This window comes from Geovibrio sp. ADMFC3 (assembly GCF_054687035.1).
In genome coordinates this window covers 2676642-2702696 of sequence record NZ_BAAFZG010000002.1, presented here as the reverse complement: position 1 = coordinate 2702696, position 26055 = coordinate 2676642, and the positions used below count along the sequence as shown (strand labels likewise).

24 protein-coding genes, 1 tRNA gene and 1 pseudogene are annotated in these 26055 nt (G+C 45.4%); 1 reads left to right on the top strand and 25 read right to left on the bottom strand.

Translation table 11 applies throughout. The features are described 5' to 3' along the window. Positions 1 to 32: 32 nt before the first annotated feature. The 4 genes from ACYRYY_RS13175 to ACYRYY_RS13160 are packed head-to-tail and all read right to left on the bottom strand — an operon-like array spanning position 33 to position 6119. Complete coding sequence (locus tag ACYRYY_RS13175) at positions 33 to 1559, bottom strand: chemotaxis protein CheW (RefSeq protein WP_460216056.1); 1527 nt, start codon at positions 1557 to 1559, stop codon at positions 33 to 35. A gap of 16 nt (positions 1560 to 1575) precedes the next feature. After that, a complete protein-coding gene (locus tag ACYRYY_RS13170; protein ID WP_460216055.1) occupies positions 1576 to 3816 on the bottom strand; it encodes a methyl-accepting chemotaxis protein in 2241 nt (746 codons plus the stop codon). A gap of 18 nt (positions 3817 to 3834) precedes the next feature. Further along, the gene (locus tag ACYRYY_RS13165; protein ID WP_460216054.1) at positions 3835 to 5334 is read right to left on the bottom strand and encodes an Hsp70 family protein; all 1500 of its coding nucleotides are present in this window, start codon (positions 5332 to 5334) and stop codon (positions 3835 to 3837) included. Further along, positions 5331 to 6119: a ParA family protein gene (locus ACYRYY_RS13160; RefSeq protein ID WP_460216053.1), complete on the bottom strand. Its 789-nt coding sequence runs from the start codon at positions 6117 to 6119 to the stop codon at positions 5331 to 5333. Before ACYRYY_RS13160 ends, ACYRYY_RS13165 begins: the two co-directional genes overlap by 4 nt. 205 nt (positions 6120 to 6324) lie before the next feature. On the opposite strand from ACYRYY_RS13160, the gene ACYRYY_RS13155 reads away from it, so the two are divergent. Continuing rightward, positions 6325 to 6398, top strand: a tRNA-Arg gene (locus tag ACYRYY_RS13155). 35 nt (positions 6399 to 6433) lie between these two features. On the opposite strand, the gene ACYRYY_RS13150 is transcribed toward ACYRYY_RS13155, so the two are convergent. The 21 genes and pseudogenes from ACYRYY_RS13150 to ACYRYY_RS13050 all read right to left on the bottom strand — a co-directional run bounded on the left by ACYRYY_RS13150 (position 6434) and on the right by ACYRYY_RS13050 (position 25963). Continuing rightward, positions 6434 to 6796, bottom strand: a complete 363-nt coding sequence (locus ACYRYY_RS13150; RefSeq protein WP_460216052.1) for a PAS domain S-box protein — start codon at positions 6794 to 6796, stop codon at positions 6434 to 6436. A 5-nt stretch (positions 6797 to 6801) separates the two neighbouring features. Beyond that, on the bottom strand, positions 6802 to 8100 hold the full coding sequence (locus tag ACYRYY_RS13145) for an MFS transporter (protein ID WP_460216051.1): 1299 nt from the start codon (positions 8098 to 8100) through the stop codon (positions 6802 to 6804). Beyond that, positions 8097 to 8768, bottom strand: a complete 672-nt coding sequence (gene narI, locus ACYRYY_RS13140) for a respiratory nitrate reductase subunit gamma (protein ID WP_460216050.1) — start codon at positions 8766 to 8768, stop codon at positions 8097 to 8099. The genes ACYRYY_RS13145 and narI overlap by 4 nt, the downstream gene beginning before the upstream one ends. Continuing rightward, a complete protein-coding gene (locus ACYRYY_RS13135) occupies positions 8746 to 9270 on the bottom strand; it encodes a nitrate reductase molybdenum cofactor assembly chaperone (RefSeq protein WP_460216049.1) in 525 nt (174 codons plus the stop codon). The genes narI and ACYRYY_RS13135 overlap by 23 nt, the downstream gene beginning before the upstream one ends. Then, entirely contained in the window at positions 9251 to 10675 is a 1425-nt protein-coding gene (gene narH, locus ACYRYY_RS13130; RefSeq protein ID WP_460216048.1) for a nitrate reductase subunit beta, read from the bottom strand. The genes ACYRYY_RS13135 and narH overlap by 20 nt, the downstream gene beginning before the upstream one ends. A gap of 2 nt (positions 10676 to 10677) precedes the next feature. Beyond that, positions 10678 to 13914: pseudogene (locus tag ACYRYY_RS13125) on the bottom strand (nitrate reductase subunit alpha); the annotation flags it as partial. 15 nt (positions 13915 to 13929) lie between these two features. Continuing rightward, a complete protein-coding gene (locus ACYRYY_RS13120) occupies positions 13930 to 14259 on the bottom strand; it encodes a hypothetical protein (RefSeq protein WP_460216047.1) in 330 nt (109 codons plus the stop codon). After that, complete coding sequence (locus ACYRYY_RS13115) at positions 14256 to 14681, bottom strand: hypothetical protein (RefSeq protein WP_460216046.1); 426 nt, start codon at positions 14679 to 14681, stop codon at positions 14256 to 14258. Before ACYRYY_RS13115 ends, ACYRYY_RS13120 begins: the two co-directional genes overlap by 4 nt. Before the next feature lie 263 nt (positions 14682 to 14944). Next, positions 14945 to 16099 (bottom strand): tetratricopeptide repeat protein, encoded by a 1155-nt coding sequence (locus ACYRYY_RS13110; protein ID WP_460216045.1) that lies wholly within the window; start codon positions 16097 to 16099, stop codon positions 14945 to 14947. Then, positions 16099 to 16767: an energy transducer TonB gene (locus tag ACYRYY_RS13105; RefSeq protein WP_460216044.1), complete on the bottom strand. Its 669-nt coding sequence runs from the start codon at positions 16765 to 16767 to the stop codon at positions 16099 to 16101. Before ACYRYY_RS13105 ends, ACYRYY_RS13110 begins: the two co-directional genes overlap by 1 nt. Beyond that, positions 16764 to 17171, bottom strand: coding sequence for an ExbD/TolR family protein (locus tag ACYRYY_RS13100; protein WP_460216043.1), 408 nt, complete (start codon positions 17169 to 17171; stop codon positions 16764 to 16766). Before ACYRYY_RS13100 ends, ACYRYY_RS13105 begins: the two co-directional genes overlap by 4 nt. Continuing rightward, complete coding sequence (locus ACYRYY_RS13095; RefSeq protein WP_460216042.1) at positions 17159 to 17704, bottom strand: MotA/TolQ/ExbB proton channel family protein; 546 nt, start codon at positions 17702 to 17704, stop codon at positions 17159 to 17161. The genes ACYRYY_RS13100 and ACYRYY_RS13095 overlap by 13 nt, the downstream gene beginning before the upstream one ends. Beyond that, positions 17701 to 19059, bottom strand: coding sequence for a MotA/TolQ/ExbB proton channel family protein (locus ACYRYY_RS13090; RefSeq protein ID WP_460216041.1), 1359 nt, complete (start codon positions 19057 to 19059; stop codon positions 17701 to 17703). Before ACYRYY_RS13090 ends, ACYRYY_RS13095 begins: the two co-directional genes overlap by 4 nt. Continuing rightward, complete coding sequence (locus ACYRYY_RS13085) at positions 19056 to 19808, bottom strand: DUF3450 domain-containing protein (protein ID WP_460216040.1); 753 nt, start codon at positions 19806 to 19808, stop codon at positions 19056 to 19058. The genes ACYRYY_RS13090 and ACYRYY_RS13085 overlap by 4 nt, the downstream gene beginning before the upstream one ends. Next, positions 19805 to 20203 carry a hypothetical protein gene (locus tag ACYRYY_RS13080; RefSeq protein WP_460216039.1) on the bottom strand — a complete coding sequence of 133 codons (399 nt, stop codon included), beginning with the start codon at positions 20201 to 20203 and terminating at the stop codon, positions 19805 to 19807. Before ACYRYY_RS13080 ends, ACYRYY_RS13085 begins: the two co-directional genes overlap by 4 nt. A 357-nt stretch (positions 20204 to 20560) precedes the next feature. Beyond that, complete coding sequence (locus tag ACYRYY_RS13075; protein ID WP_460216038.1) at positions 20561 to 20902, bottom strand: DUF2023 family protein; 342 nt, start codon at positions 20900 to 20902, stop codon at positions 20561 to 20563. Position 20903: 1 nt separating this feature from the next. After that, the gene (locus tag ACYRYY_RS13070) at positions 20904 to 21419 is read right to left on the bottom strand and encodes a flavodoxin (protein ID WP_460216037.1); all 516 of its coding nucleotides are present in this window, start codon (positions 21417 to 21419) and stop codon (positions 20904 to 20906) included. A gap of 118 nt (positions 21420 to 21537) precedes the next feature. Beyond that, entirely contained in the window at positions 21538 to 22848 is a 1311-nt protein-coding gene (locus ACYRYY_RS13065) for an MFS transporter (protein ID WP_460216036.1), read from the bottom strand. Positions 22849 to 22921: 73 nt separating this feature from the next. Further along, positions 22922 to 23947, bottom strand: a complete 1026-nt coding sequence (locus tag ACYRYY_RS13060; protein WP_460216035.1) for a 4Fe-4S dicluster domain-containing protein — start codon at positions 23945 to 23947, stop codon at positions 22922 to 22924. A gap of 3 nt (positions 23948 to 23950) precedes the next feature. After that, entirely contained in the window at positions 23951 to 24646 is a 696-nt protein-coding gene (locus tag ACYRYY_RS13055; protein ID WP_460216034.1) for a TorD/DmsD family molecular chaperone, read from the bottom strand. A gap of 9 nt (positions 24647 to 24655) precedes the next feature. After that, positions 24656 to 25963 carry a radical SAM protein gene (locus ACYRYY_RS13050; protein ID WP_460216033.1) on the bottom strand — a complete coding sequence of 436 codons (1308 nt, stop codon included), beginning with the start codon at positions 25961 to 25963 and terminating at the stop codon, positions 24656 to 24658. Positions 25964 to 26055 lie beyond the last annotated feature (92 nt).

Below are 26055 nucleotides of genomic sequence, written 5' to 3'. Positions count from 1 at the left end.
GCAGTAGTTTTTAAAAGTCTCTGAAATACTTTTTAAGAGCTTATCTTTTCGAGTTTCTTCTTCTCCGCTTTGCTGAAAAGCTCATCAACATTCAGAAGAAGGATCATCCTCTGCTCTCCGCTTAAATTGACCACACCCTCAAGAAACTGGCTGTCAACACCTGCGCCGAGAACAGCCGGAACAGAGTCTATACTGTCAGCCGACACACGGAGAACCTCATCTACGAAATCCACAACAAAGCCCACACGAATGCTGGAAAGGTTGGCTATTATCACTCTGGTGAATTCATCCTTATCCCTGACGGGGAGTTCAAAGCGTTTTCTTAAGTCTATAAGCGGTATAACCTCGCCCCTGAGATTTACTATTCCTTCCACGAATGCAGGGGTTTTCGGTACTCTGGTCACATTGGTATATCTGTTTATTTCCTGAACCTTCTCAATAAAGATGCCGTATTCCTCATCTTCAATAGTGAAGGTCACTATCTGTTTTTCTTCGGCGGAAGAACCTGATGAATCTGCCATAACCAAACTTCCTCCTTCCTGTTTTGCTAGTTTTTTTAGAGCTTCGATCTCTTTGTTCCTGAGCAGGTTAGAGCTTTCCAGAATCATAACAAGCCTTTCGCCCTGCTCTGCCTTGATAATTGCTGAAATTTCGTTTCCGCTTTCAGCAAATACCTTGGGGGGTTCTTCTATGGATGCTTCGGATACGCTCAATACCTCGCTGACTTTGTCAGCAACGAAACCCACAAGCGTGTTTTCGATCTCAATTATAACCACTCTTGTGTCTTCGGTTTCTGGTGAGGCTTTCCTGCCGAATTTTTTGTGAAGCGAGATCATAGGAATCACCTGCTCACGCAGGGAGAATATACCTATGACATAGCTTTCCATTCCGGGAACAGTAACATATTCCGGCAGGCGGATAATCTCATTTATTTTATGTATTTCAATTGCGTAGCCCTGTCCGTCTATCTCAAAGCTTATAAAACGTCTGTAGTCGGACATTTCTTTATCAGGCACTTCAGCCTTGATCGGCATCCCTCTCTGAACGGCGGCTTCATCAAACCTGCGCTGAAATTCCGATATATTCACCAACTCACCGGAATCAAGAACCTGTACAAGCCTTGTCCCTTCCTTTGTGTGCATTTTCAAAACACCGGCAATAAACTTTTTATCAGCACCGCCGTTGAGCATTTCAGGAAGTTCTTCATAAGAGCCGGATTCTGTGGACTTAACTTCACTTACGGATTCCACTACAAAGCCAATCTCAAGACCGTTTTTTTCTGTGACAATTACCCTTGTATCCTCACCGTGGACACACTGGTTTATGTAACCAAGACGCAGAGAAAGATCCAGAACAGGGAGAACACTGCCTCTTAAGTTGCTTATGCCTAAAACAAAAGCCGGCATTTTAGGTACACGGGTAACTTTTGGCAGGCGGATAATCTGCCTGACCTCATCTATAGGTATTCCGAAGTATTCTGAACCAACGGTAAACGAAACATACTTTTTATCAGAATGCTCCGCCCCGTTTAATACCTCTTCGGGGCTTAATTTAGCCATAACTGCTCCTTAAAAATCAGTAAGCCTGCATCTCATCAGCAAGAGAAGCAACCTCCTCCGCAGCGGCAGAAATCTCATTAAGTCCTTTCACCTGCTCATCAGCAGCAAGCTTGGCTTCATCTGTGAGTTTTTTAAGTTTTTCCGCCACTTCAAGGCTTTCATTGCATGCCTCGTTCACCCTCACAACCATGCTTTCGCCTTCTTCAAAGAATGCCTGAGAAACTCTGCGTGTCTCTGCGGCGGCTGTTCTGAGTCTGACTGTTTCAACAAGGTTTACAACGGCAACTTCCGATTTTTCAATCTGCACACGGATAAGCTGACCTATCTCCTGAAGCTCCGTCTGGAAATTGTCTGTCTGTTCGTACATTTCCTCAAGAATATCCTTCATTTTATCCGCATTGTCTGCCGACTCGCTGGCGAGGGAGCGTATGTCTGATGCAACGACAGAAAAACCTCTGCCGAACTCACCTGAACGTGCTGCTTCAATGCTTCCGTTAACAGCGAGCATGTTTGTCTGTATAGCGACATTATTTATTGTATCAACAATTTTTCTTATACTGCTGAATGACTTGTAAAGTTGTTTGACTTCTGTGCTTATCTCTCTGATGCTTTCAATGCTTTTCACAAAACCAAGAGCCACAAGCTCTATTCCGTTATGAAAACCTCTGTATTCCTGTTTGAAGCCTTCAACGCCGGGCAGGACTTTATTTTTAAAAATCTCTCTTGCTTCCCCAAGCTTTCCTTCAGCCATAAGACGCACTATTTCTCCCGCACCGAGGTGAACATGGTTGTGAGGTTCGCGGATTGCATGGTAGCATTTTTCCTCGTCATGGTCGTGTGGCTTGTATGTAAGATACCATGCACCAAACGGGCATTTTGTGGGGTCAAGCTGTCCTTCAAATACAGTGTTGTTATTGATCGCTTCTTCGAGCTGGTTTATGAATACAATGTGATCAAGAGCTTTTATATCTTCCTGATCTGTCAGAATTTTCTCACCTTCAACCATCATAACAGCCCAGCACTCGTTACCTTCGTCGAGGAGCTTCTGCATAGTGTTAAACTCGTACTTAATTCCGCCAAGTTCTTCACCCATTTCCTGTGTTCCGGTGTCTATCTGATCAATTGCCTTAAGAATCTCTTCCGCAGAGGCATTGAGTTCTTCAATCGTAGCGGAAAGCTCTTCCGCTGCCGCTGCAACCTCTTCGGATGATTTAGACATATCAGTGGAGTTTTTAAGCTCTTCAGACATTTCAGCAATTTCATTAGCCGCCGCAGTAAGCTCGGCAAATGCCTTTGCCTGCTCTTCGGTGAATTTGCTCACTTCCTCAGATGCGGTGGCATTCTGTTCTGTTGCTGCCGCAAGACGGTTTACAATATCAAGGGATTTGCCCGATTCCATGCAAATCTTTTCTGAATCAGTCTTAATTTTGCTTACCTGCTCACGCATAACCTTGGCAGCATCATTGATGGCAGTACATTTATTGCTTATGAAATCAGCTTTGAAGAGGTTTGTCTTTGAGCGTTTGGTAAAGGTATTGACCTTTTCCACCACACGGCTTACCTGGTCAAGTGATGAGTCTATGACTATTTTAATATCTTTTGCTGCGCCTTCTGAAACTTCCGCCAGAGTACGCACCTCATCCGCCACAACGGCGAAGCCTTTGCCGTGTTCCCCTGCTCTTGCTGCCTCGATAGCGGCATTGAGGGCAAGAAGGTTAGTTTGGTCGGCTATTTTTTTAACAACCTGAACAATCTGCTCAATGGAGCCTGCTTTTTCCTTAAGCTGTTCGACAAGAGAAGTGGATTCCACAACCTTATTAGTCGTATTATCAACACTTTCTCTAAGTTCCTTCACAGCGTTCACGGTGTTTTCAACACGGTCGTTCATCCGGCTTACAGCTGCATCGTATCTTATTGAGTTATCAAAAACCTTACGGCTCACCTGTTCAAGCTGAACTGTTTCGTTTTTGATATTGTCGGAGGTTCTGCTGACCTGTGCAGATGCCACAGTTACCTGAACCATGGCTGAACCGAGCTGGGTGGCCGCACTGCTGGACTGCTCAATGGCTGAAGCCATCTCCTCCGAAGCTGTGGCAAGCCTTTCCGCATTTGCCTGCTGCTTGGCAAGGGTTCTGCTGCGCGCTTTTTCAGCGGCATTTCTTTTTGCTTCATCTCTTTTTCTCTGAAGCTCTTCTCCCTCTTTCTTCACAAGCCCGGTTCTGCCTTCAAGGCTCGACGGCTTAGCCAGTTTCTTCATAGTTTCCTCCGAATAATTTCAGAATATTTCCAATGTATCCAATATTTCGTTTTCTATTTTAAGCCTGAGTGTAAAATCTGTTTCTTTTCCGGTATGAACATCCTTGGCTTTGACGTTTATAATACCGCTTTCATCTATCATGAAAGAAATGTCTATTAAAGGCTCACTCTCGTCATTTTCATCCAGCTCCACCGAAAATCTGCCCAAACTAGCAAAATGCTCAGGGTTTTCTTCGAGGGAATTTCCTGTATTTAATGAGGATTTTGCCATATCCTGAAGCACATGAACAGTAATATTTTTCCTTTCCAGTTCGGGTGTGGTGAAAATCATACTAAATTCCACCGGATAAACTTCATTCTTTCTAAGTATAACTTCAAAATTCCCGTTATCATCCTCAACACCAAGGTTGTGAGATGTAACATCATAAAAGACCTTATCCTTTATAACGCCGGAAATCATGGCGGCATTAACCGCAGCACCGCTGACGACAGCCTCTTCAGGGTTCATATCTTTTCTCACTTTATCAGCGAAAATATCCGACACAAGCCTGCGCACACTGTGTATTCTTGAAGCTCCGCCCACAGGCAGAACCTTTGCGATATCATCTGTCTTTAATCCGTTTGACTCAAGCAGGTTTTCGATAATGTTCCTGATCCCCTTAGTGAGAGATGAAGTGATCGCATCGAAAGTCTCTCTGGTGATCGTCTCTTTAAAGTGCAGGGCGCCTTTTTTAGTAACCGTAATATAAGGTACAACAAGGTTTACCTCATTCAGAGAGGAAAGCTCCATCTTAGCTTTTTCTGCCTGAAACAAAAGCTGCTGGTATGCTATGGGGTCGCTTTTCAAGTCTATATCATGCTGACGGCGGAAGTTTTCTATAAAGTATTCAGCAACGGCAACATCAAAATCCACACCGCCTATTTCAGTTGAACCGCCGGTATAAAGGACTTTGCAGCAGTCCTCCTTCATCTCGATAAGGCTTATATCCAGCGTGCCTCCGCCAAGGTCGAAAACCATGCAGACATCGCCTGTGTTTTTGCCGATGTTGTTGTAAAAAAGGGCAGCGGATGTGGGTTCGTTTAAAAGGCGCAGAACATTAAAACCTGCATTTTCAGCGGCAGAGCGCACCGCTTCTCTCTGGTAGTGATCAAAATAAGCAGGCACAGTGACCACAGCATCTGCTTCGGTTTCACCGCAGTAGTCCACAAAGCTTTTCTTAAGCTTGCGGAAGATAAGAGATGCAAGTTCCTCCGCCCTGTACTCCCTGCCGTAAAGAGGAAACAGCATATCTGTTCCCATGTATCTTTTGATATTGGCAATGGTATGTTCAGACTCAAGAAGCTGCATACTCTTGGCGTTATCGCCTATCACAGCCTCATTTTCATTTTTGAAATATATAACAGACGGCAGATACCTCTTGCCGCTTTCGGAGCTTATTATATCTATTCCGCCGCCTTCTCTGCAGACGGCTATCATAGAGTTGCTTGTGCCGAAATCTATTCCTACGCAGCGCTTCATCTTTTCACTCCCGCCTCCTCCTCTATTTTACTGAGGATGTAATCGGTCAGAATACTGAAATCCATAGCGCCTCTGCTGGTCGGGGCATAAAGATTCATAGGCAGTCTTGCTTCCGGAGCTTCGGCGATTTTCACATCGCTTCTTATGCGGGGAGTTACCATATCCTCACCGAAGTTCTCGTAAAGCTCTTTCATCACCTTTTTTGCGTGGTTGCTCCTGATATCATGCTGATTGGGAATTATACCCATTATCCGCAGATCCGGGTTATGCGCCATGTTTATGCGGTAGATATTCTGTGCAAGCTGCGCCAGCCCTTCAATGGCAAGGAAGTTAAGCAAAACAGGTATAAGGACAAATCTGGACGCCACAAGGGCATTCAGGGTAAGCACGGCAACAGTTGGCGGTGTATCTATAAGTACATAGTCATATTTTTCTTTAATATCGAAAATACATCTGGTCAGCTTCGCCTCAACACTGACTCCATCAAGAAGTTTGCGCAGATCGTGATGAGAAAAGCCTGTTGAGGCAGGAATAATGTCATACAAACCGTGTGCCGGTTTAAAAACAGCATCCGCCGCAGTGTACTCCCCAAGCACTGCCCCGTAAATATTAGGGTATGTATCGTAGGTATTTACGCCGGACCAGTAGGAAAGGTGAGCCTGCGGATCAAGGTCGATCATAAGAATCTTTTTCCCTTTGCCTCCGGCGGCTGCTCCTATATTCAGAACGGCAGATGTTTTGCCGCTCCCTCCTTTTTTATTCGCAAAAGTAATTACTTCTCCCATAATGCCTGAATAATACCATGCAGAAGGCTGCAAGCGCAAGATAAGTATGTTCTAAGCCTCTGAAAAAGAAGACATAGTTTATTATGAGCGAATAAAGCAGCTTTATCACTAAAAGCAATGTTTTCTGTTTAATCCAATTAAAAAAGCACCGATGCCTTATTATTTCTTGACAATGATTTTGCCATGTTATAGAAGTTTTTCTCACGCCCTCGTAGCTCAGGAGGATAGAGCGATTGATTCCTAATCAATAGGCCACATGTTCGAATCATGTCGAGGGCGTTTATAAACGGGCGGATCAGCTCCGCCCGTTTTTTTTATTTAGGGGTCACATCCCGTATCACGGCTGTAAAGCCTGCGTTCTTTCCGTTAAGCTCTAGGAGCTGCATGCTGAACTCAATGATAAGCTTCGCACCGTCCTTCCTTAAGGCGGGAACTTTCAGCATTTTGCCATTGTACGCTGTCTGACCTGTTTCAAGAACTCTGTAAAAACCGTCCCAGTGCCTTTTTCTGTGCTTTTCGGGAATGATAACATCAAGGTTGCTGCCTGTGACTTCATCAGCACTGAAACCGAAAATCATTTCGCATCCTCTGTTCCAGTAGCGTATACTCCCGTCAGCATCCACATACAGTATGCCGTCGTCACATTTTTCCGCCATCTGAAAAATTATATCCTTCATAACAGTCAGCCCCTTTTTTCAGCTTTTTTGAGATAAAGTATAAGCAAAACGGAAAGCACAGCCATAACAGCATATATTACAAAACCATGCCTGTACCCCGCATCTCCGTTACGGCTTACATAGGAAGCCAGCACCGGAGGAAGAACAAAACCGCCGAATGCGCCCAGTCCTCCCACCCAGCCAGCCGCACCGCCTATAGCCTCCGGTATATATTTCGGAACAAGCTTGAAGACCGCAGCATTATTAACACCCATCCCCACGGCCATGAGCATTATACCGAAAACTGTAAGGGCAAAGCTGCCTGTGAAAAAAACAATGAGAGCCCCTGCACCGAGAACAGCAACAGAAGCGAGTGAAGCACCCGTTCCCCCTATTTTATCAGCAAAACTGCCCCCCGGAACACGGAAAAGAGAAGTAAGGACAGCATAAAAGGCTGTTAGCAATCCTGCGGAAGTCACAGAAAAACCATAAAGGGACTGCCAGAATGTGGGAAACCATGCAGTAAGCGCTATGAATCCGCCGAAGGTCACAAAATATAAAAGAACAAGAATCCACGTATAGGGATTGGAAGCAGACTTTGCAAGGGTGTAGAGAACCCCTCCTGATGGAAAAAGCTCCTGCTTCTGTGAAGCTTCCTCATAGAGATTTTCTGCAAAGTGCTTTGCCTCTGCTTTTGATGCCCCGTTTGCCACTGCCTGAAAATAAGGAGCGTTAAAAGCTGTAAACCAGTAAACGCATACACCTGTGAAAAGGATAAGGCTCCAGACAACATAAGCAGCCGGAAGCGACATCATGGAAAGCGCCAGAGGCAGAAGAAATGAAAAGATACCGGGAGCAAGATTACCCAGACCGCCGAAAGTCCCAAGAGCCCAACCCTGTTTCTTCTGGGGAAACCAGTAGGCTACCTGGCTTATCCCCACAGAGAAAGTTGCTATGCCGCAGCCGCTCAGAAAACCGAAGAAAAGAATCAGAGGGTAAAGATCTGCTGTCATATTATCCGGATACCTTGTGAGAAAGAGCCCCGAAAGACCTATCATCCCCGTAAGGGCTATAAGCAGAAGCAGCATGAAAGGCTTGCGTCCGCCGTCATTATCAACCCATGCAGAAAAAGGTATACGAAGAAGTGAGCCGGAAAGGGCAGGTATCGCGACCAGCAGCCCCACCTGCGCCGGGCTTATGCCCATTATCACCTGAAGTTTTTTCGCCGTTGGACCAAACAGGGCAACAGCAGCAAAACCGAAGAAAAAGCCCATTGTTGCCCCTGAGAGTCCTTTAAGGGGAGAACCTTTAACCGTGATGCTCATACATCCTCCTTAGTGTTCCATCTGAAAATAATATAAGGGCGGAAAGGGTACCTGAAAGGAACTGCAAAAACATGAATTAGTCTGGTAAAAGGCAAAACGGCGATCATCAGAAACATATTCAGAATATGGAGCCTCACAGCAACAGGCAGAAAAGCCACCGCATCCGCCTGCGGACTGAGTTTAAACAGGGAAAGGATGTACGGCGCCCCGTTTGAGGCATACCAGTTTATCCCCCATTTATGGAAAGCGGAAATATAAAGACCGCTCAGGATCTGGAACAGAAGGAGCGCAAGCACAAGCCAGTCGGCCTTGAGAGTGCGGGAGAGAGCATAACGGTCCGAAAGTTTCCGTATAATCAGAAACCCCAGACCGATCAGGCAAAGAAGACCCGCAGCGAAAGCCAAAGACTCCGCAGCCGCAAGCACCTTAAGGTTTGAAGTTGCAGACAGCACCGCCGAAGGCATTATTATCCCCACAAGGTGCCCGGCGAGAACAATCAGTATTCCATAATGCCACGGAACAGAGCCCCACAGCTTCTTGTTTTCCATAAAGCCGTCCGAACGGGCGCTTATCCCGTATCTGTTTTTTCTGTAAGCCGCTGCTGTTCCCAAAACCGCCGCTGTGAGGGCTGCATATGGCAATATATTAAAAACCGTATTCCAGCTCATTTGCTCCTCCTTGAATACATGTTTCAGTAAATTTTTTCAGAGAACCGTAAACCAGTCCGTACCCTTCACCTTCCAGCAGCGGGGAGGCAGCTATACGCTCGGATGCTTCGGAAACAACTTTTAAAAGGTCTGCGCATCCGTTAAGCCCCTTAACGCTTATAAAAGACAAAACAGAAGGAATGTAATCCGGCAGTTCACCTGTTTTATGAACAAATTTTTCTGAGCGGTATCTGCCGGAAAGCTCAGACATAAAAGATGCCCGCTGCCTTTCGTCACTGAAGATGTGAAATGCCGCATAAGGCGCCGTGTCCTTGCTGAAGTCAAAAAGCCTTGTGTAGTCCTCCCTGAGTCCATCGGTATCTGCTGAAAACATTTCAAGACAGTTTTCCAGCAGCCCTGCACGCTCAAGCTTAACTATGCACGTTCGTATCTCCTCTGCGCTCCGGGGGTAATCCGTCAGGACAGCGAAGGATTCAAAAATCTCATTTCCGCTTATTTTCATGGTTTAAAACCCCCTCCGATCCCTGCATATCATAAGTGCAGTTATTTTCTCTGCGGGTTTTCGGAATGACAAACCTGCCGTTGAAGTTTGCCAGAGCAGTAAGCCTGTATGCCTTTTCCAGAACATTACCGTCCCATCCTGAAAGGGACTTTCCGTTTTCCATAAGTCCGTTGTCCCCAAGCTCCCTGCCCCTCATAAAATTCCTTATTCCGAGAAGCTTTCTAAGAGTATCCTCCACTGCTTTCGTATTTCCTGCGGTGAACATCGAAGCAAGGTACTTCACAGGGATACGCAGGTTTTCCATTGTCATATCAGTTTCCGCCTTCCGCAAAACAGGAGAGAGAGAAGGAACATAAAATACCATGGGAAATGTTCTGAATTCGGGGTGAAGCGGAAGAGCGAGACCGAACTCCTTTACAAATGCATAAACGGGAGACTCCTCAGCCGCATGAAGCCAATCGGGAGCAATGCCTGCTTTCAGTGCCATTTTCCTGATATCCGGATCTGAAGGATCGAGAATACAGCTTTTCAACGCATCTACGAGAGTATCTTCCGGAGCATCAAGCACTTCAATTAGCCTGTCGTAATCATACAGAAGAACACCGGTGTAACGGATTCTTCCTACACAGGAATGAGCGCAGGCAGAAGGCTCGCCGTTTTCACTTTTAGGATAGCAGAATATACATTTTTCAGATTTTCCCCTGTCCCAGTTGTAATAGATTTTTTTATAAGGGCACGCACTCACACAGTAGCGCCATGCTCTGCATTTTTCCTGATCGTTGAGAACTATACCGTCCTCTCCTCTTTTATATATTGAGCCGGAGGGGCATGCCGCAGCACAAGCCGGATTAAGGCAGTGGTTGCAAAGCCGTGGAAGATAAGTCATGAAGACTTTTTCAAACTCACTGATCAGCGCCTTGTCCTCTTCGGTAAAATTAGGATCATTTGCCGCATAGGAAGATGAACCGCCGAGATCATCATCCCAGTTAGGTCCGGATTCTATATTGATGTTTTCTCCGGTTATGCGTGATTTTGCTCTGGCAACAGGCTGATTAACACCTTCGGGAGCATCAGTGAGATTTGCATAATCATACGTAAAAGGCTCATAATAATCCTTCATAACAGGCTGATCAGCATTGTGAAAAATACGTGACAGAATCCCCCATTTTGATCCGTTTTTCAGTACAGGAAAACCGTTTTTCAGCTCCCAACCGCCTCTGTATTTTTCCTGATCCTCCCAGTTTTTCGGATAACCCGTTCCGGGACGGGTCTCAACATTATTCCACCACATGTATTCAGCGCCTTTTCTGTTTGTCCACAGATTTTTGCAGGTCACTGAGCAGGTGTGACAACCTATACATTTATCAAGATGAAGAACCATCGAAAGCTGCGCCCTGATATCCATAATCAGTACCTCACTTCATTAAGTTTTCTTAATTTTACAAACGTTTCCCGGTTTACTCCTATGGGTCCCCAATAGTTAAAATAGTAGGTAAACTGCCCATATCCGCCCGCCATCAGTGTAGGTTTCAGCCTCACACGGGAGAGACTGTTATGGACTCCGCCTCTTTTTCCCGTTGAAGGACTCAGCGGAACATCTATGGTGCGTTCCGGAGCGTGATACATAAGGCACATACCTTCCGGAATGCGCACACTTACCACAGCTCTGCACACAACATTTCCGTTTTGATTACTCATTTCAACCCAGTCGTTGTCTTCTATGCATCCTTTAAGAGCATCTTCGGCACTCATCCATACACACTGACCTCCTCGGGAAAGGGTGAGCATTCTTTCATTGTCAAAGTATGTGCTGTGAATATTCCATTTGCCGTGAGGAGTAAGCATATTCAGAACAAGCCCCTCACCGTTCTCTGTTTCGTTGAGAGCCGCAATGTCCAGCTCCGGCTTGTAAACGGGAAGGTTCTCTCCCGCCTGAATATACATTTCATGATCCAGATAAAACTGCTGTCTTCCTGTCAGAGTGCGCCAAGGAACCAGATCTTCCACATTCAGGGTGTAAGGAGCGTAAGTTCTTCCTTTGTCAACCTTTCCGCTCCAGCAGGGAGAGTTTATTATTCTGCGTGGCTGGCGTATGATTTCATCGAATGTAACAGAATAATTTTCATAGCCTTCAACCAGATGGACAAGAGGTCTGCCGGTTTTTTCTTCAAGATCACGGAACGCTTTGACCGATACCTGACCGTTGCCTTCGGGTGCAAGACGCAGTATGGCGGATGCTGCTTTTGTATCGGTGAATATATCTGCCATCTCCTCACCTTCCAGAAGTCTCGCACCGTTTATTTTTTTCAGATCATCGTACTCACTTCCGCTTTCCCAGCTTACTCCGTGGGCTCCCAGACCGTTGTCTCTGATGTTTTTGCCAAGGGTTATGTATTTTTCATGTATTTTTCGGTAATCTCTTTCAACAAAGGCAAGCTTCGGCATATTTTTCCCCGGAACAGGGTTCTCATGCCCGTATTTCCAGTCTGAAATGCACTCCTGAGCTATTTCATCAGGTGAATCATGCCCCAGAGGTGTTGCAACAAGGTCATAAACCGGTTTGTCAAAATGAGGGGCGGCAGTTTCGGAAAACCTCTGTGCTATGCGGCGGAATATTTCCCAGTCTCCGGCTGATTCCCAAAGGGGCGGCACAGCCTGAGTCAAAGGATGTACGAAGGTGTGCATATCACTGGTATTCAGGTCGTTTTTTTCATACCATGTTGCAGCGGGAAGTATTATGTCCGAATAAACCGCAGAGGTGTCCATACGGAAATTGAGATCAACAATAAGATCAACTTTGCCTTCTGCTCCCTTAACACCTTTTATATTTTCAAACATATATCCGGTTTCCTCCGCATGAACGGAATGATCTGTCCCCAGAACATGCTTTAGAAAATATTCGTGTCCTTTTGCGCTGGAGGAGATTGCATTTCCACGCCAGATGTACCATACACGGGGGAAATTCACCGGATTATCAGGTTCTTCAACAGCAAATTTGACTTCACCCTTCTTTAATTTTGAAGCGGTTATTTTCGCAGCTTTTCCTTTGTCTCCTCCTGCTTCGGACAAAACCTCCGCAGCTATATCAAGGGAACTTCCGCAAAACTGCGGATAAAAGGGCAACCAGCCCAGCCGGACAGCTTTTGCGTTGAAGTCGGCGGAATGCTGTTCTTTAAACTTCTCTTTGTCCGGCACGGCAAAATAGTCAAAAACTGATCCTTCATACCTGAACTGATCCGAATGTATGTACCAGAACGAAGGCGCATTCTGAAGCCTGGGAGGCTTGCACCAGTCCCCTGCCATTGCAAGAGCAGACCAGGATGAGAGCATGGCAACTTTCTCCTGACCGACATAATGTGCCAGCCCTCCGCCGTTTACCCCGACTGACCCTGTCAGCATGAGCGCCATTATAGCAGCTCTGTAGGAAAGATCTGAGTTGTACCACTGGTTTACACCTGCACCGATGATAATCATGGTTCGCCCGTGGGTCTTCTCCGCATTCTCTGCAAACTCCCGTGCAACTTTTATAACTGTTTCAGGATCAATGCCCGTATATTTCTTCTGCCATTCGGGAGTGTACGGAGCATCCTTGTAATAATCCTCCCCGACTCCTAGATTCGCCCTGAGAATATCAAAAACAGTCGCCACATAAATATCACCGCCGTCAGTCTTGATTTTTTTAGCACCTGTTTTTCTTCCTGCGGGCGTATATTCGCCGTCATACCCGTAACTGTCTGTACAAAGAGTGATCTCCTCTTCATTAAACGAAAGAACCGGAGTTCTCTCCTTGCCATCTATACCATCTGAGGTTTCAAGGTTCCATTTCCCTTTTTCCTTTGCCCATCTGTAACCTATAGTTCCCTTCGGAGAGTACAGTGTCCCTGTTTCCTCATCCATAAGAAGCATTTTCCAGGCTGCGTTCTCCTCTTCTGCAAAAGCGCCTATGTCAGAACAACGAAGATATTTCCCCGCCTTAAAGCCGTCTTTTGTTTCCTCAAGTTTCACAAGAAAAGGGAGGTCTGTGTATTTTTTTACATATTCTGTAAAATACGGGGTATTTTTGCTGCGGTAAAATTCGTTGATTATGACATTATTCACCGCAAGCCAGAAAGCGGCATCCTGACCTTTTTTAAGAGGAACCCACAAATCAGCATGTTTCACCGCCTGACTGTAATCAGGAGAAAGAACGACAACCTTTGTGCCTTTATATCTTGATTCCGCAAGAAAATGAGCATCCGGAGTTCTTGTCATGCTGACATTTGAGCCCATAAGCACTGTGTACATGGAATTGTACCAGTCGGCGCTTTCACACACATCTGTCTGCTCACCCCATACCTGAGGAGAGGCAGCGGGAAGATCACAGTACCAGTCATAAAAACTGAGGCACGAGCCTCCTATGAGCTGCAGAAACCTTGCCCCGGACGCATAGCTGACCTGAGACATAGCCGGAATGGGAGAAAAACCTGTTATTCTGTCTGGTCCGTATTTTTTAATCGTATAAACTGTTGAAGCGGTAATTATATCTAAAGCCGTATCCCAGTCTGTTCTCCGGAGTCCGCCCTTTCCTCTTGCCTGCTGGAAAGACTTTCTTTTGGCATCGTCAGCCATTATTGACTGCCATGCCTCAACGGGGTCTGAAAAGCTTTTGCGTGCCTCACTTCAGAGATCAAGCAGCCGGCCTCTCACATATGGATATTTTACCCGCAGCGGGCTGTAAAGATACCATGAGAAAGATGCTCCTCTGGCGCATCCTCTGGGTTCATAATTAGGAATATCGTGACCGATCTGCGGGTAGTCCACTGCCTGCAGCTCGTTAGTGACAATGCCGTTTTTCACATAAATATTCCAACTGCAGCTTCCCGTGCAGTTTACTCCGTGGGTACTTCTTACAACCTTATCGTAGCAGTTACGCAGTCTGTAAAAATCTTCTGCTGCCCTTTCTTCAGGTTTATGTATATCTTTCATGTGTTCGGATTTCTTTACTGTCATTTTCTGCCTCCTCTCTGTCTGAAAACAAACCGCATAAACAGCGTTAAGACAGCAGCAATCACTGCACCAACCGCAACATGGCTGAACAGAGACATCCTGCTCCCTTCTGCAAAATCCGCTGCAAGCCCCTCTATATCACTTTCAGTGAGCGGGTTTGCCGCATATGCAGCAGCCATTGCCTCAATCGGGATGTCCGTGAGAAAATCAACCGCACCTTCAACTCCGAAATCATCAATAAATCCGCTTATATCTGATGCCAGGTAGCCTCTCTCAAGCCCCATTGCAGAAACGGAGTGACAGGAAATACATGCGGGGGCTCTCCCTGATGATTCAGTAAGAATTCCTGCTTCAGAATCCGAAGGAAGAAATACTGTAAAAACCGCAGCAAGGACGGCGAACAAAAGTAAAATCACTTTCCTCATAACAATCACACCTTTTAGAATTATGTTCTAAACAAATAATATATGATATTAGTAGGAATAAATTGATCAAAATCAATTTCTGGGACATAGCGCCGATAAGACACTGTTAAAAATGATATTTAATATATGTAAAGCTTGTAAAGAAAATAAAACATTATTATTGATAAAAATTAGCTAGGATAAAAAAGGATTCTTTCATAAAAAGATACCGCCCGCCGGTAAATGCGGACGGCTTTTAAGATATCGAATGAGGTAAATAATTCTTAACTGTTTTTGCCGTTTTCATCCATATATTCAAGGAGTTTAGCGGCACGTTTGCCGTATTCGCTGTTTCTGCCTGCCATTTTAAGGAAACGGCGGGCATTTACACTATCTCCGGCTTTATAATATGACAAGCCAGCCATATAAGAGCCGTAAGCTCTGTTGCCTTCTTTTTCTGTTGCTCTCACAAATGTTTCTGCTGCTCTTCCATAGTCCTTTTTATAAAAGTATGCCACAGCCTTTGAACTTAAGGCCCTGTCTGAGCATCCGGCGGCTACAGCCTTGTCCAGAATATTAATGGAGTTTTCAAACTGTCCGGCTTTTCTCGCTACATTGCCGGCGAAAACCATGTCACGGCACTCCAGACGGGTTTCTTTCATAGCTGCGCTGAATAGTTCTGCGGACTCATCATAAACCTTGGCTCTTGCGAGAAGACGTGCAGCCGTTACTTTTTCTTCCGCTGTCACACCGCCTGCCCTTACATATGTCTTCATAGCAGATACGCCCTCTTTCATTCTCTTATCATCAAGGGCAAAAGCGGCATAAAACTTCCACCACTCAGGGTTCTGCGATGTTTCTATCCTTTCTTTGAGCATTGAGTAGAAGGAATCCTTCCTTCCTGCTCTGTGGGTTGCCATCAGAACAGCTCTGGCATCGGAATCATCCATGCTTTTAAACTCCGCAGGAGTAAACAGAGATGCCGCTTTGCTCCACTGTTCCTGTGCGAAGTATACAGAAACGAGTATTTTCTTTTCCTGCATATTCAGACCGCCGAGGGAGGCAAGTTTGCCGAGAAGCTGTTCGGCTTTTTTATATTCTTTATTTTCGTATGCAAGAAGCGAGGCGTTTTCCCACATCTGCCTGTTGTTTTCATAGAAGTTTGCGCTGTCTTCAAATTCTTTCATTGCGCATTTTTTATCCTGCTTTTTCAGGCAGATATTACCCATAATCATGCTGAGAAGACCATGTGGAGTATCGGGAAATTTGGTTCTGTATTCTTTTACAGCTTCCTCAGCCTTGCTTAACTCGCCTTTGTCATAGTAATCATGGGCTTTGTTATAAGCAGAACGAACCGCCGGCGATATATCTTTTTCCGCTTCGGCAGCAAAAGCACCTGCGGATGCCAGCACTACGAGGATTATTAACAGCTTTTTCATCAGAATCTCTCCAGCGTAAAGTTTACGACCACTACCATACGTACATTAACAGCCTCGCCCCCTTTAATAGCGGGGGTGAACTTCCATTTTCTCACAGCGGCAAGGGCAGAGTTTTCAAAAACATTGGGAGGGTCTGATTTAACTGCCTGCGGATTTACCACATTGCCCTGTCTGTCCAGCGTAAAACTGACGGTTACACTCCCTTCTATCCTGTTATTCACAGCATAACGGGGGTAATCCGGTCTGACGTTTACAGTCTGTCTCGGTTTGTTATCCAGATCGCTCAGATTATAAACAGCATCGGAAGGCACCGAAACCGGAGCGCTTATACTGGGAAGATCAGCAGGTTTAACCTTGACTTCCGAAACCTGAATAGCAATACCCGTATCACCTGCATCAACATCTGCCTCCAATGGAATATCTTGCATAACAGGCTGCGGTGTGGGCATACGTTCTGTTTCCGGTTCTTTGGGGAGTTCGTGTTTCTCCTGCTGAATATTTTCCGCTGCTTTTTCACTCATCATCACACGAAAAGAATCACTCTTATCTGATGTGTCAAAATTATGTTCACGGTTAACGGTGATGAACACAGCAAAGATCAGGAGTGTCATCACAAACGCCAGAAACCACTTCAGAACGTTTATGCCGATTGCAGAAGCCCTGCTCACTGTCCGCCCTTCGCCGCCAGACTCACATGGTTCACACCGGCAAGACGGCACTGATCCATTATTTCAACCACAGTCTCAACCCTTGCGTTTTTATCAGCTATAACCACAGCCGCTGCTTTGGGGTTGTCGGAAAGCATAACAGAGACTCTCCCTCTTACGCTTCTTATATCCACTTCCTCATTATCCATAAAGATGCGCCCCTCGCTTGTCACGGCTATCAGCACAGAGGAATCCTCCCTCTTCTGAGCCGTAGCGGCTACGGGTTTTTCAACCTCAACCCCTGTTTCTTTCACAAAGCTTGTGGTTACAATGAAAAAGATCAGAAGCAGGAAAATAAGGTCGATCATCGGTGTCATATCTATAGCAGTGGAACTGCCTGAGGAACGTCTCGCTATACGCTGCATGACTGCCCTCCGATATATGTTATTTTTTCAGCATTTATTTTGTTGATAAGCCTTATCTTCATTCTCTGAAGAAAAGGAAGAGCAATAAGCCCGGGTATCGCCGCCACAAGCCCCCACATTGTTGTGGAGAGCGCACTTGAGATGCCGTGGGCAATCATTGCGGGTTCGCCTGTTCCGCTTTCCGCCATTACGATAAACGCCATCAGCATGCCCCACACAGTCCCCGTAAGCCCCAGCATAGGTGCTGCGGCTGTGCCTATCCTTATGCCGGAGAGCCTGTGTTCAAGGAGCCTTATGTATTTGCCCAGATAAGGGGAAAGCTGTTTCTCATTTTCATAAACTATATGAAGAGCGTTAAGCTCCGCACGCACCTTTTCCGTAATGCGTGACACATCGCTCCCCTTTGAGGGGAGCAGAAGCCAACCGTAAAGAAACAGTCTGTCTATAATGCAGAACCAAATATAAATGTTCAGAAAAAATATCATTGTCTGAACAGTGTTATCGGTTGCGACTTTGAAAATTTCGCCTATCATTTTTCAGTTCCCGCAGAATTAAAAACCTTCATTCCTGCTTCCTGAAGCCTGTCCAGAAGAGTTTCGGCACGTCTTGCGAAAAAGGTATGCGCCAGCATAACGGGTATCGCCACTATTAGTCCGAACATTGTGGTTATGAGTGCTTCAGAGATACCGCCTGCCATAAGCCTAGGGTCACCGGAGCCGTAAAGGGTTATTACGTGAAAAGTTCCTATCATCCCAGTAACTGTACCGAGAAGACCAAGCATCGGTGCGACTGCTGCGCAGGTTGAGAGCAGCGAAAGGTTTCTTTCTATTACAGGAACTTCTTTGAGAAGAGCCTCATTGAGTATATTCTCCCTCGCCTGCAATGTGCAGGAGCGGTAAGGGATTATCGCCATGCACACTCTGCCCAGAGGGGTCGATTTTATCCCTTCTGCAGAGTTAAGTGCATCATCTGCTTTTCCTTTTTCAAGCTTTTCAGCTATCTCATCCACAATGTTAAGACCGCCCAACCCTTTGAAATACAGGCTGAATGTCCTCTCAAACATGAGCAGAACGGCAAATACCGCAACAAGGATAATAGGCACGATCAGCAGACCGCCCTTTTTGAGCTGCGAGGCAAGCGTGATTTTATTTTCCCACTGTTTAAAGACAGCTCCGCCGGAAAAATCAAGAGCCATATCATCGGTATCGCCCTTAAAATAATCTTCTATGAGTCCTCTCTCTTTTGAAGGAACTCCTGCAACTTTCTGCAATCCGCCTTCCATGCTTCTGGCAAGATAACCGTATTCCCCGCCATCCCTGTAAAGGTCGGCGAAGGTACCTACAGAAAGCACCTGAACATCTTTCAGCGTTCCGTCCGTATCGGTAACTGACATATCACGAAGACTTACAGAGGATGAGTAATTTATGAAATCCAGATAACTGTCGGCGAGAAAATTAAGCTTGGTCAGAGGCTCTTCCCCTTTCATAAAAAAGTCGTGCCCGCCGGGAACTGCATAAGCGGGATATTCCTGCGCCATTACAAAAAAGTCCTGCATAGAGGCTTCAACAGAAGCTTCAATCTGGGTGAAGTTGCTGTTTTCACGTCCCAAAGCTTCACGGTTGCCGTTGATTGCTTTTATATAGCCTTCGCTCTCTTTACGCAGAGAGTCTGCTTCGGCATCAAGTGCTGCAAGCTGCCTTTCAAGGGAAGCTACTTCACTCTTCATTTTTGTTTTGTCGTTTCTGAGCGCCTGTAGCTCTTTTTCTATATTTCTGGAAACAGTCTCTGATTCCTGAATAAGGTCTTTATATATAACTCTCAAGTCTTTAGCGAATACAACGGCAGGAATTATCATGACCGCCGCAAGGAAAAGTGCTGTTTTTTTCATTGTGCTTCTATCCTCCCCACGGGCAGAGTAACAAGAGCCGGCATTCTTTTTCTGTTAACCAGCTCACCTGCGATTATAACCTCTTCTGAATACTTGGAATCAAGCTTTTCAAACTGCTTTGAGGATGGATTATAAAACGCCGCTGTGGTTCCGTCCGGAGTTGTAAAGAAAGAGGCAAGCGCACCCGCCCGGAGAAGATATCCGTTGAGCTGCTCACCGCCTACAGTTATGCTGGTATTGCGGATTTCGGCATATCTTGACATATCCGCCTCGACCTTGTAAGCCTCCATAACCCTGCGGACTTTTTCCGAAGGGAGAACATCAGGTGCGGCAACAAATGCAGTGAGATTTTCTATGCGTTCAAGTCTTTCCTGCACGGCAGCATCATCGCCGGAAGTCACTTTTCTGCCCAGTTTCTCAAGGAGATATGAAAGAGCCGTTTCCAGACCGGTTTTAAGCTTCTGCCCTTCGGCTATGCGTGTTCTGCTTCTTTCAGCTTCTGCTTTAAGCTCTGCGGCAGAGGTTTTCAGGCTATTAAGATACGCTTCTTTTTCCGCAATCGCCCTTTTAAGGTGTATGTACTGCTGTTCGAGATTAATCTTCTCTTCCTGCCATTTCTCATTTTCAGAGTAGAATCCGCTTTTTTTATCATGGATATCCTTCTGCAAATCCAGAATTTTGTCCGCATCCGCAGCAAAGGCGGCTGAGCCCGCAATCATCACGCACAGCGTGACAATAATTTTGTTCATATTTTATTCCTCCTGAATCCGTCCAGAAGCAGCAAAGCGCAGACAGCGTAAACCCCGCCGGCAAGCACAAATGCTGTATCATACGGCAGCGTGCGTTCTTTTTTCCCGCCTAAAATTTTCACTGCGGCATAAATAACCGCTGCAACAGCAGAGAAAATAAAAGCCGCATGCAGCTTTTCACTGAGCCTTATATGAAGACTCCGATACCTGTCCGGACTCCCTGTATTTACCTCAAATGGGAAAACTGTTTCATAAACCGTTTCCGCCAGTCCATATTCTTTAACAGCAGCCTCTGGATTGTTCTTTGGAAAAACTGCCGAATAAAGGTGGGGAACTATGCCGCTAAGGAGAACCGAAACAGCAGCAATAATGATGTATCTCCGCATGAGTTTCATAAAAACCTGCTCCGGAACTTTTTTAATTCTTTTGCAAAAACACAGGTGTTATAACCTGTGAAAATTTGCAGAAAGCACAAACCGGCAGCCCCAAAGGATTTCGTAACAATCTTAGAACTGACTAACTAAATAATAACCTTCTAGTATAATAAGAACGAACTGTTGTCAAGCTGTTTTTAGATTTTATTAATACTAAAACACTTATCTGTTCAGGGGTTTAAATAATATGGAAATAATTTACAGCTAAACGTAATAAAGATAAAAAAGCGGCGGACACAGGGAGAATGTCCGCCTCAGGGGTTTGAATAACACTATCACTTCATAAAGGCACGGCGGCAGAAAGCCATACCCGAATAATCACACTGCCATTTTACCGCACTTCTTCACGGCATTTTTCCGGGATAAATAACGCTTGCACTGAAGAATCCTGTCATAGCCGAGCATGACTCCCAGAATGAAGTCCTGCTCATCAGTCAGTTTATCCAGAGAAACGCCGAACTGCCTCACAACATTCACGCAGTTTTCATCACCGAAAAAAATATTAAACCTTGTACTGTCAATATCCTGTATAAAATAGGCGATCTCATTTCTTTCCAGTTTCTTTTCAAACATAGGCTTGAGTTCCGCCTTAGCGGTATGAAGGATCAGACTCCTCAGACCCTTCTTGTATTCATACAGGTGATGGCTGAAGACCTGCATATCAGCCTGCGAATGATTCGCAGATTGAAGCAACCCATGCTTTAATACGGTCATCAGTCATATCCGCCTGATTATCCTCGTCTATAGGAAGTCCGACAAATTCGCCGTCTCTCTCAGCAAGAGAAGCATCATATGTGTAACCGTCAGTGGCAACAGAACCCACAACACTGGCACCGGCGGAGGATACTGCATCATAAAGAATACCTATTCCGTCAACGAATGTATCAGGGTAGCCATCCTGATCCCCTGATCCGAAAATAGCCACTGTTTTGCCTTTAAGGTCGGAAGATGCAAGAGGTTTCTGAAGAGCTTCCCAATCGTCCTGCAAGTCTCCCATGCCCCATGTGGATGTACCGAGAATAATCCCGCCGTATGATGTTATTGTTGAAATATCTGTATCGCCTGCGCTGTGAACATCGGCGTCTATGCTGCATTTTTTAAGTTCTTTAGCAACTGCTTCCGCTGCGCTCTTGGTTACCCCGGTGCTGCTGCCGTAAAAAATACCTACTTTGCTCATTGGCTCCTCCATGACTTATAGATAACTATAAATTTTAGTTTGATTTATATTTGTTCAAATTATCTAACTTTTGAACAGCAGAAAGTCAAGAGAATTTTTTTATAAATAAATTTAAGTACTATTCTTTGAGCATGTCGTCAGCTTCGGGCATATGGGCTGAAACAAATACCGCTATGAGCGACAAAACGCCGATCACGGCTATTATCCCCGCTGCGCCTGTTTTCTCCGCAATAAGCCCTAGAACCCCTGCCGCCAAAGAAAGAACGCCGACTAAGCTGTTGCTGAATGCTGTGAATGTAGACTTATTATCCGCCGGAGTTGCGTCTACCAGGTATGTTTTGCGCCCAAGCCTCACGCCTGCTTCCGCCAGCCCCATAAGCACAAACGCCGCAAGAAGCCCTGCATAAACAGCAAGCTGATCCGTAAGGAAATAACAGACCACAGCAACTACTGATGCAGCAACAGAAATCAAAGCACTCTGAATCAGTACCTTTCTGCTTGTTTCATCCGCCGCCCTGCCCCAGAACGGACTGCTTATAACCTGTGACACTCCTATCGCCATCATAAAAAGCCCCAAACCTGCCTTTGATGTACCCAGAAGTTCCGATGCGTAAAAAGCGTAGAAGGGAACTGCTATTTCTATAACATTAAGAGAAAGTCTGGCATAAAGATAACGTCTGAAACCTTTATATCTTTTAAACAGATAAATTCCGGCAGCCGCTTCCTTAATGGCATTTCTGCCGCCTTTTACCGCACCCGGCTCCTCTTTTATACTCTGAAAAAACAAAGATGAGATAATCCATAACACCGCTCCCGCAACAAGAAGCAAATACAGAGTTGTAAGGGAGCCGCCCTTTACACGGCTTATTATAAGCCCTGCGGCAATAGTCAGCACTCCGCCGGCGAATGCCCTTGCTGAAAGAAGCTTCCCTCTCTGTCCTTTATCGATGGTTTTTCCCAGAACATCCTGAAAAGCCACAGATGCAGTACCGCTTGCCGTGCTGTAAATAATAAGCAGAAGAAGCACTGCGACCCCTGCCTCAAAAGGGCTAAGGTAAGCTGCTGAGGGAATCATCAGAATGAGGCATAGAGCCTGAATAAAGCCGGAAATTGTCCATACGGTTTTACGGACGGCGAGAGTTCTTATATATCCTGCTGTTACCATCTGCGGAAGAAGTGAAAAAGTCTGTTTTAAGGGCATTGCAAACCCCAGAATCCACACCGGAGCCCCTATTGCCTGAAGCAGCCAAGGGATAACAAGATTAGGTCCTGCGGTCTGCTCCGCAAGTTTTGATGCCGCACCGTTGTATAGGTTTGCTTTATAATTGCGTGCTGAATGTCTGCACGCCTCTTCCGGTATACTTTTGCAGGCTCTGTCCAGTGAATCGTCATCAGCCAGAACAGATTTAAAAACGGCGGTTTTTCTCATGGATCACTTCCTCCATGCAGAAAATTAGCATAATTCGTGTTTTCTTTAAAGTTAATAGATATTTCTAAGAAAGTCAGCGAATGCTTACTGCTCCGTACGGGCACGATATAGTGCAGAGATTGCACCCTGTACAGCCAACGGATTTCACATTTATAGCCTGAGTAACATCACGCCCTTTGATTTTTTCTACGACAGGTTCAAATATCTGGAACGGACACATGCGGGCGCAGATGCCGCATTTCACACATTTTTCAGAATCAATTTCAGCACGTTTCAGCAGTCCTTCCCTCTGCATATTGCGTATGAGAATATCTCCGCCCAGTGTTTCTATAGAATTCAGGTATTCTCTGTGAGGAGCGGCGGTTTCTTTTACTTCAAGAACTGTTTTCTGTCTGTTAGCGTCATTTTCACCAAGATACTGTAAGGTTTTCCCCATGGATTTTTCAGCACCTTTCCGGATAAAGCCGAAGAATTCCCTCCGACTAAGCTTAACATCCTGTTTTCCGCCAAGGCGCTCTGCAAGCCTGCTCTTTTTTTTGGAGATGGGAGCCTCTTCCGGTCTGCGAATGAGAAAAGAGGGTTCTTTTCCGCAAAGCTCCAGTATTTTAGAGGCAGCTTTTATCTCTTCCGAAAGCATGTCAAGACATCCGCCCGCAGGACAGGTATCACAGTCTCCGTGAATGAACTCCTGCCTTTCTGCTCCCTTTGAGGCAGCTTTTATTATCTGTCTGCGGTTGATGTAGGCAAGTGCGGAAACTTTTGCTGTGTTTTCAGAGGATTTGGAACGGGCGCAGGAGTATTTTACACTGCCTGCAGCATTGATCTGCTCAGGAATGGAAGCGTTAAGACGTGCCTCATCAGCCCTGCGGAGAGTAAACACGCCGTTCATGCAGGCGCTTACGCATTTTCCGCAGTCAGTGCATAATGACCAGTCCACAAGCACTTTGCCGCCTGCACGGGTGATGCGCACCGCTTCAGCAGGGCATACATCAGTACATGCGGTGCAGGCTGCGTTTTTATGACGCACCCGCACACACAAAGCACTGTTTATTACAAAGTATTCGGAAAGTTTTTCAAATACACCTTCCACAACACCCATATATTATTCTCCGAGGAGGTCTTCCAGAAACAGCATGTCTTCCGTGAGGAATCCTTTAAGAAGATAAGCATATGCAACATAAAACTGAGAGTGGAGCTTTTCTGATTTTGCAATTACTCTGTCGCAAAAATCAGGAATCCATTTAAAGATATGGCTGTCATAGAAGCTTTTCTGAACATTGAGTTTAGCTTCCGCAGCGTCAAAATCTTCCTTCTGGAAGAGTTCAGCAATTTTCTTGCTCATTAATCCCATAAACTGCAGTTCCAGAGAAACATGATCCTCAAGCTGCCTGTTTCCTTCAGCTTTTTTGAAGCAGTTTTCAGCGTAAACGGCCTTAACTTCGCTCCATGGATCCTGCTTGATGAGTCTTTCAGGAGAACGGTAAACGGACTCAAAAGTGGATACAGACCCCTGACCAAGAACGAAAAGGAAAGTGTAATCCTTTGCTCTCTCCAGTCTGTTTTCGGCAAACCAGCCTGCAAGAGCGGACTTATCCGCCGGCAGAAGAGTATTCAGAATCTGTGCGCCTTTTTTCAGGTCTCCGTTTTCAGAAAATTCCGCAACAGACAAAAGATATTCACAGGTATCGGCAAAAAGCTTATCGGAAGCTTCATCCGGCACATCGATAAAGACTCTTGAAAAAATATTAAATGTTACGTCTCTTCCTTTGTGTGTTTCACATATCTCATTAACGTTCATAACGTCACCTCATATATCCTTATCAAAATCAAATAATTCCGGATTTACTAAATCTATCTTAACTTCCCGCATGTGGGATTTTGTTCCGTCGCTCTCAACAACATTATATGTGAGGGCAACTTCGTCCACCCCTTTCAGTTCAGAAATATATTTCGGGTTGAACTCCAGAGCCCCTGTTCCTGCTATACGCTGGAAAGGAACTCCTGCTTTTCTTAAATATTTCTGAACCTTGCCTGCGTTTCCGCCGTAAACACGGGCGATTTTTATAAAATAATCCTTATCAGACATTATTTCAAATGGCATCAGCTTCACACCGGCATTCTGGGAATAGATCTGCGATGTGAGCTTGTTTTCCAGTGAACAGTAGTGAACACCGAGTTTCAGGTTCTTTTCAACAGCAAACTCTAACAGTTTAAGGCATTCATCTTCGCTTCCGGCAACGGGAAGACCGCCGGAATAGTTATAGGAATAAAGAACATGGTAGGGGCGCTCTTTTATCCTGAAGCCTAATTTTTTATACTCTTCAGGGTCAAGCCAAGGAAAAAGAAACTCAAGGATATTGATTCCCTCACATCCTATCTCCTCCATTTTTATGAGCAGATCTTTCATATGCTCAAGTGTGCCCGGAATCACAGGCATCTCAACCATAACCGCAGGAATGAATTTCTTTGCGATCTTCAGCTTCTCCAGAGTTTCAGCAGGATAGCCGTCCTTATCCATTTTTACACTTATGCGGATCTCATTCAATCCTGCCCCGGCAAGCTGTTCAGCCAGCTCATCAGTGAGCAGATCTCCGTTGGTGTAAAGGCGTTTATGAGCCTCCGGATATTTTTCGGAAACATGCCTGAAAAAAGCGAGGGCCTTCTCAGGCAGAAGAAGAGGTTCGCCGCCGGTAAGAGCAACAGAAGAAACCTTCTTCCCTTCCATTGTTTTATCCAGTTCTTCTTCGGCATTATTTATATTTTTGGTATAGTATTCATACTCTTCCTGATTCATATTTGCACAGAAGTAACAGTCTCTGTTGCACGTAAGCGTATGGAAAACAGTTTTAGAGTTTGCTCCGGTTCGGCAATCAATGCAGGCGGGGGAGAGATAGCCGTATGAAAGGCTTTTTGCGTTATAGTCCTTAATCCGACCCGTTTTAGAGAGTCGCTCCACGGCCATTCTATCTGGGGAGGCTCCCTCGACTGCACTGAGTCCCGAATCTTCGGCAAACTTCATGAAATCGGCATACTGCCTTACATATCTTTCTGCGTCTTCTCTGAAGGTTTTATTTTTAATCAAATCCAGAGTTTTATCATTTATGTCTGTAATCATTCAAATGTCCTTTAATTAATTTTTTAATTCAGAGACAAAATAAAGCTTAGTGCCTAATTTATCAAGACCTTAAAAAAAGAAATACCGCCCCT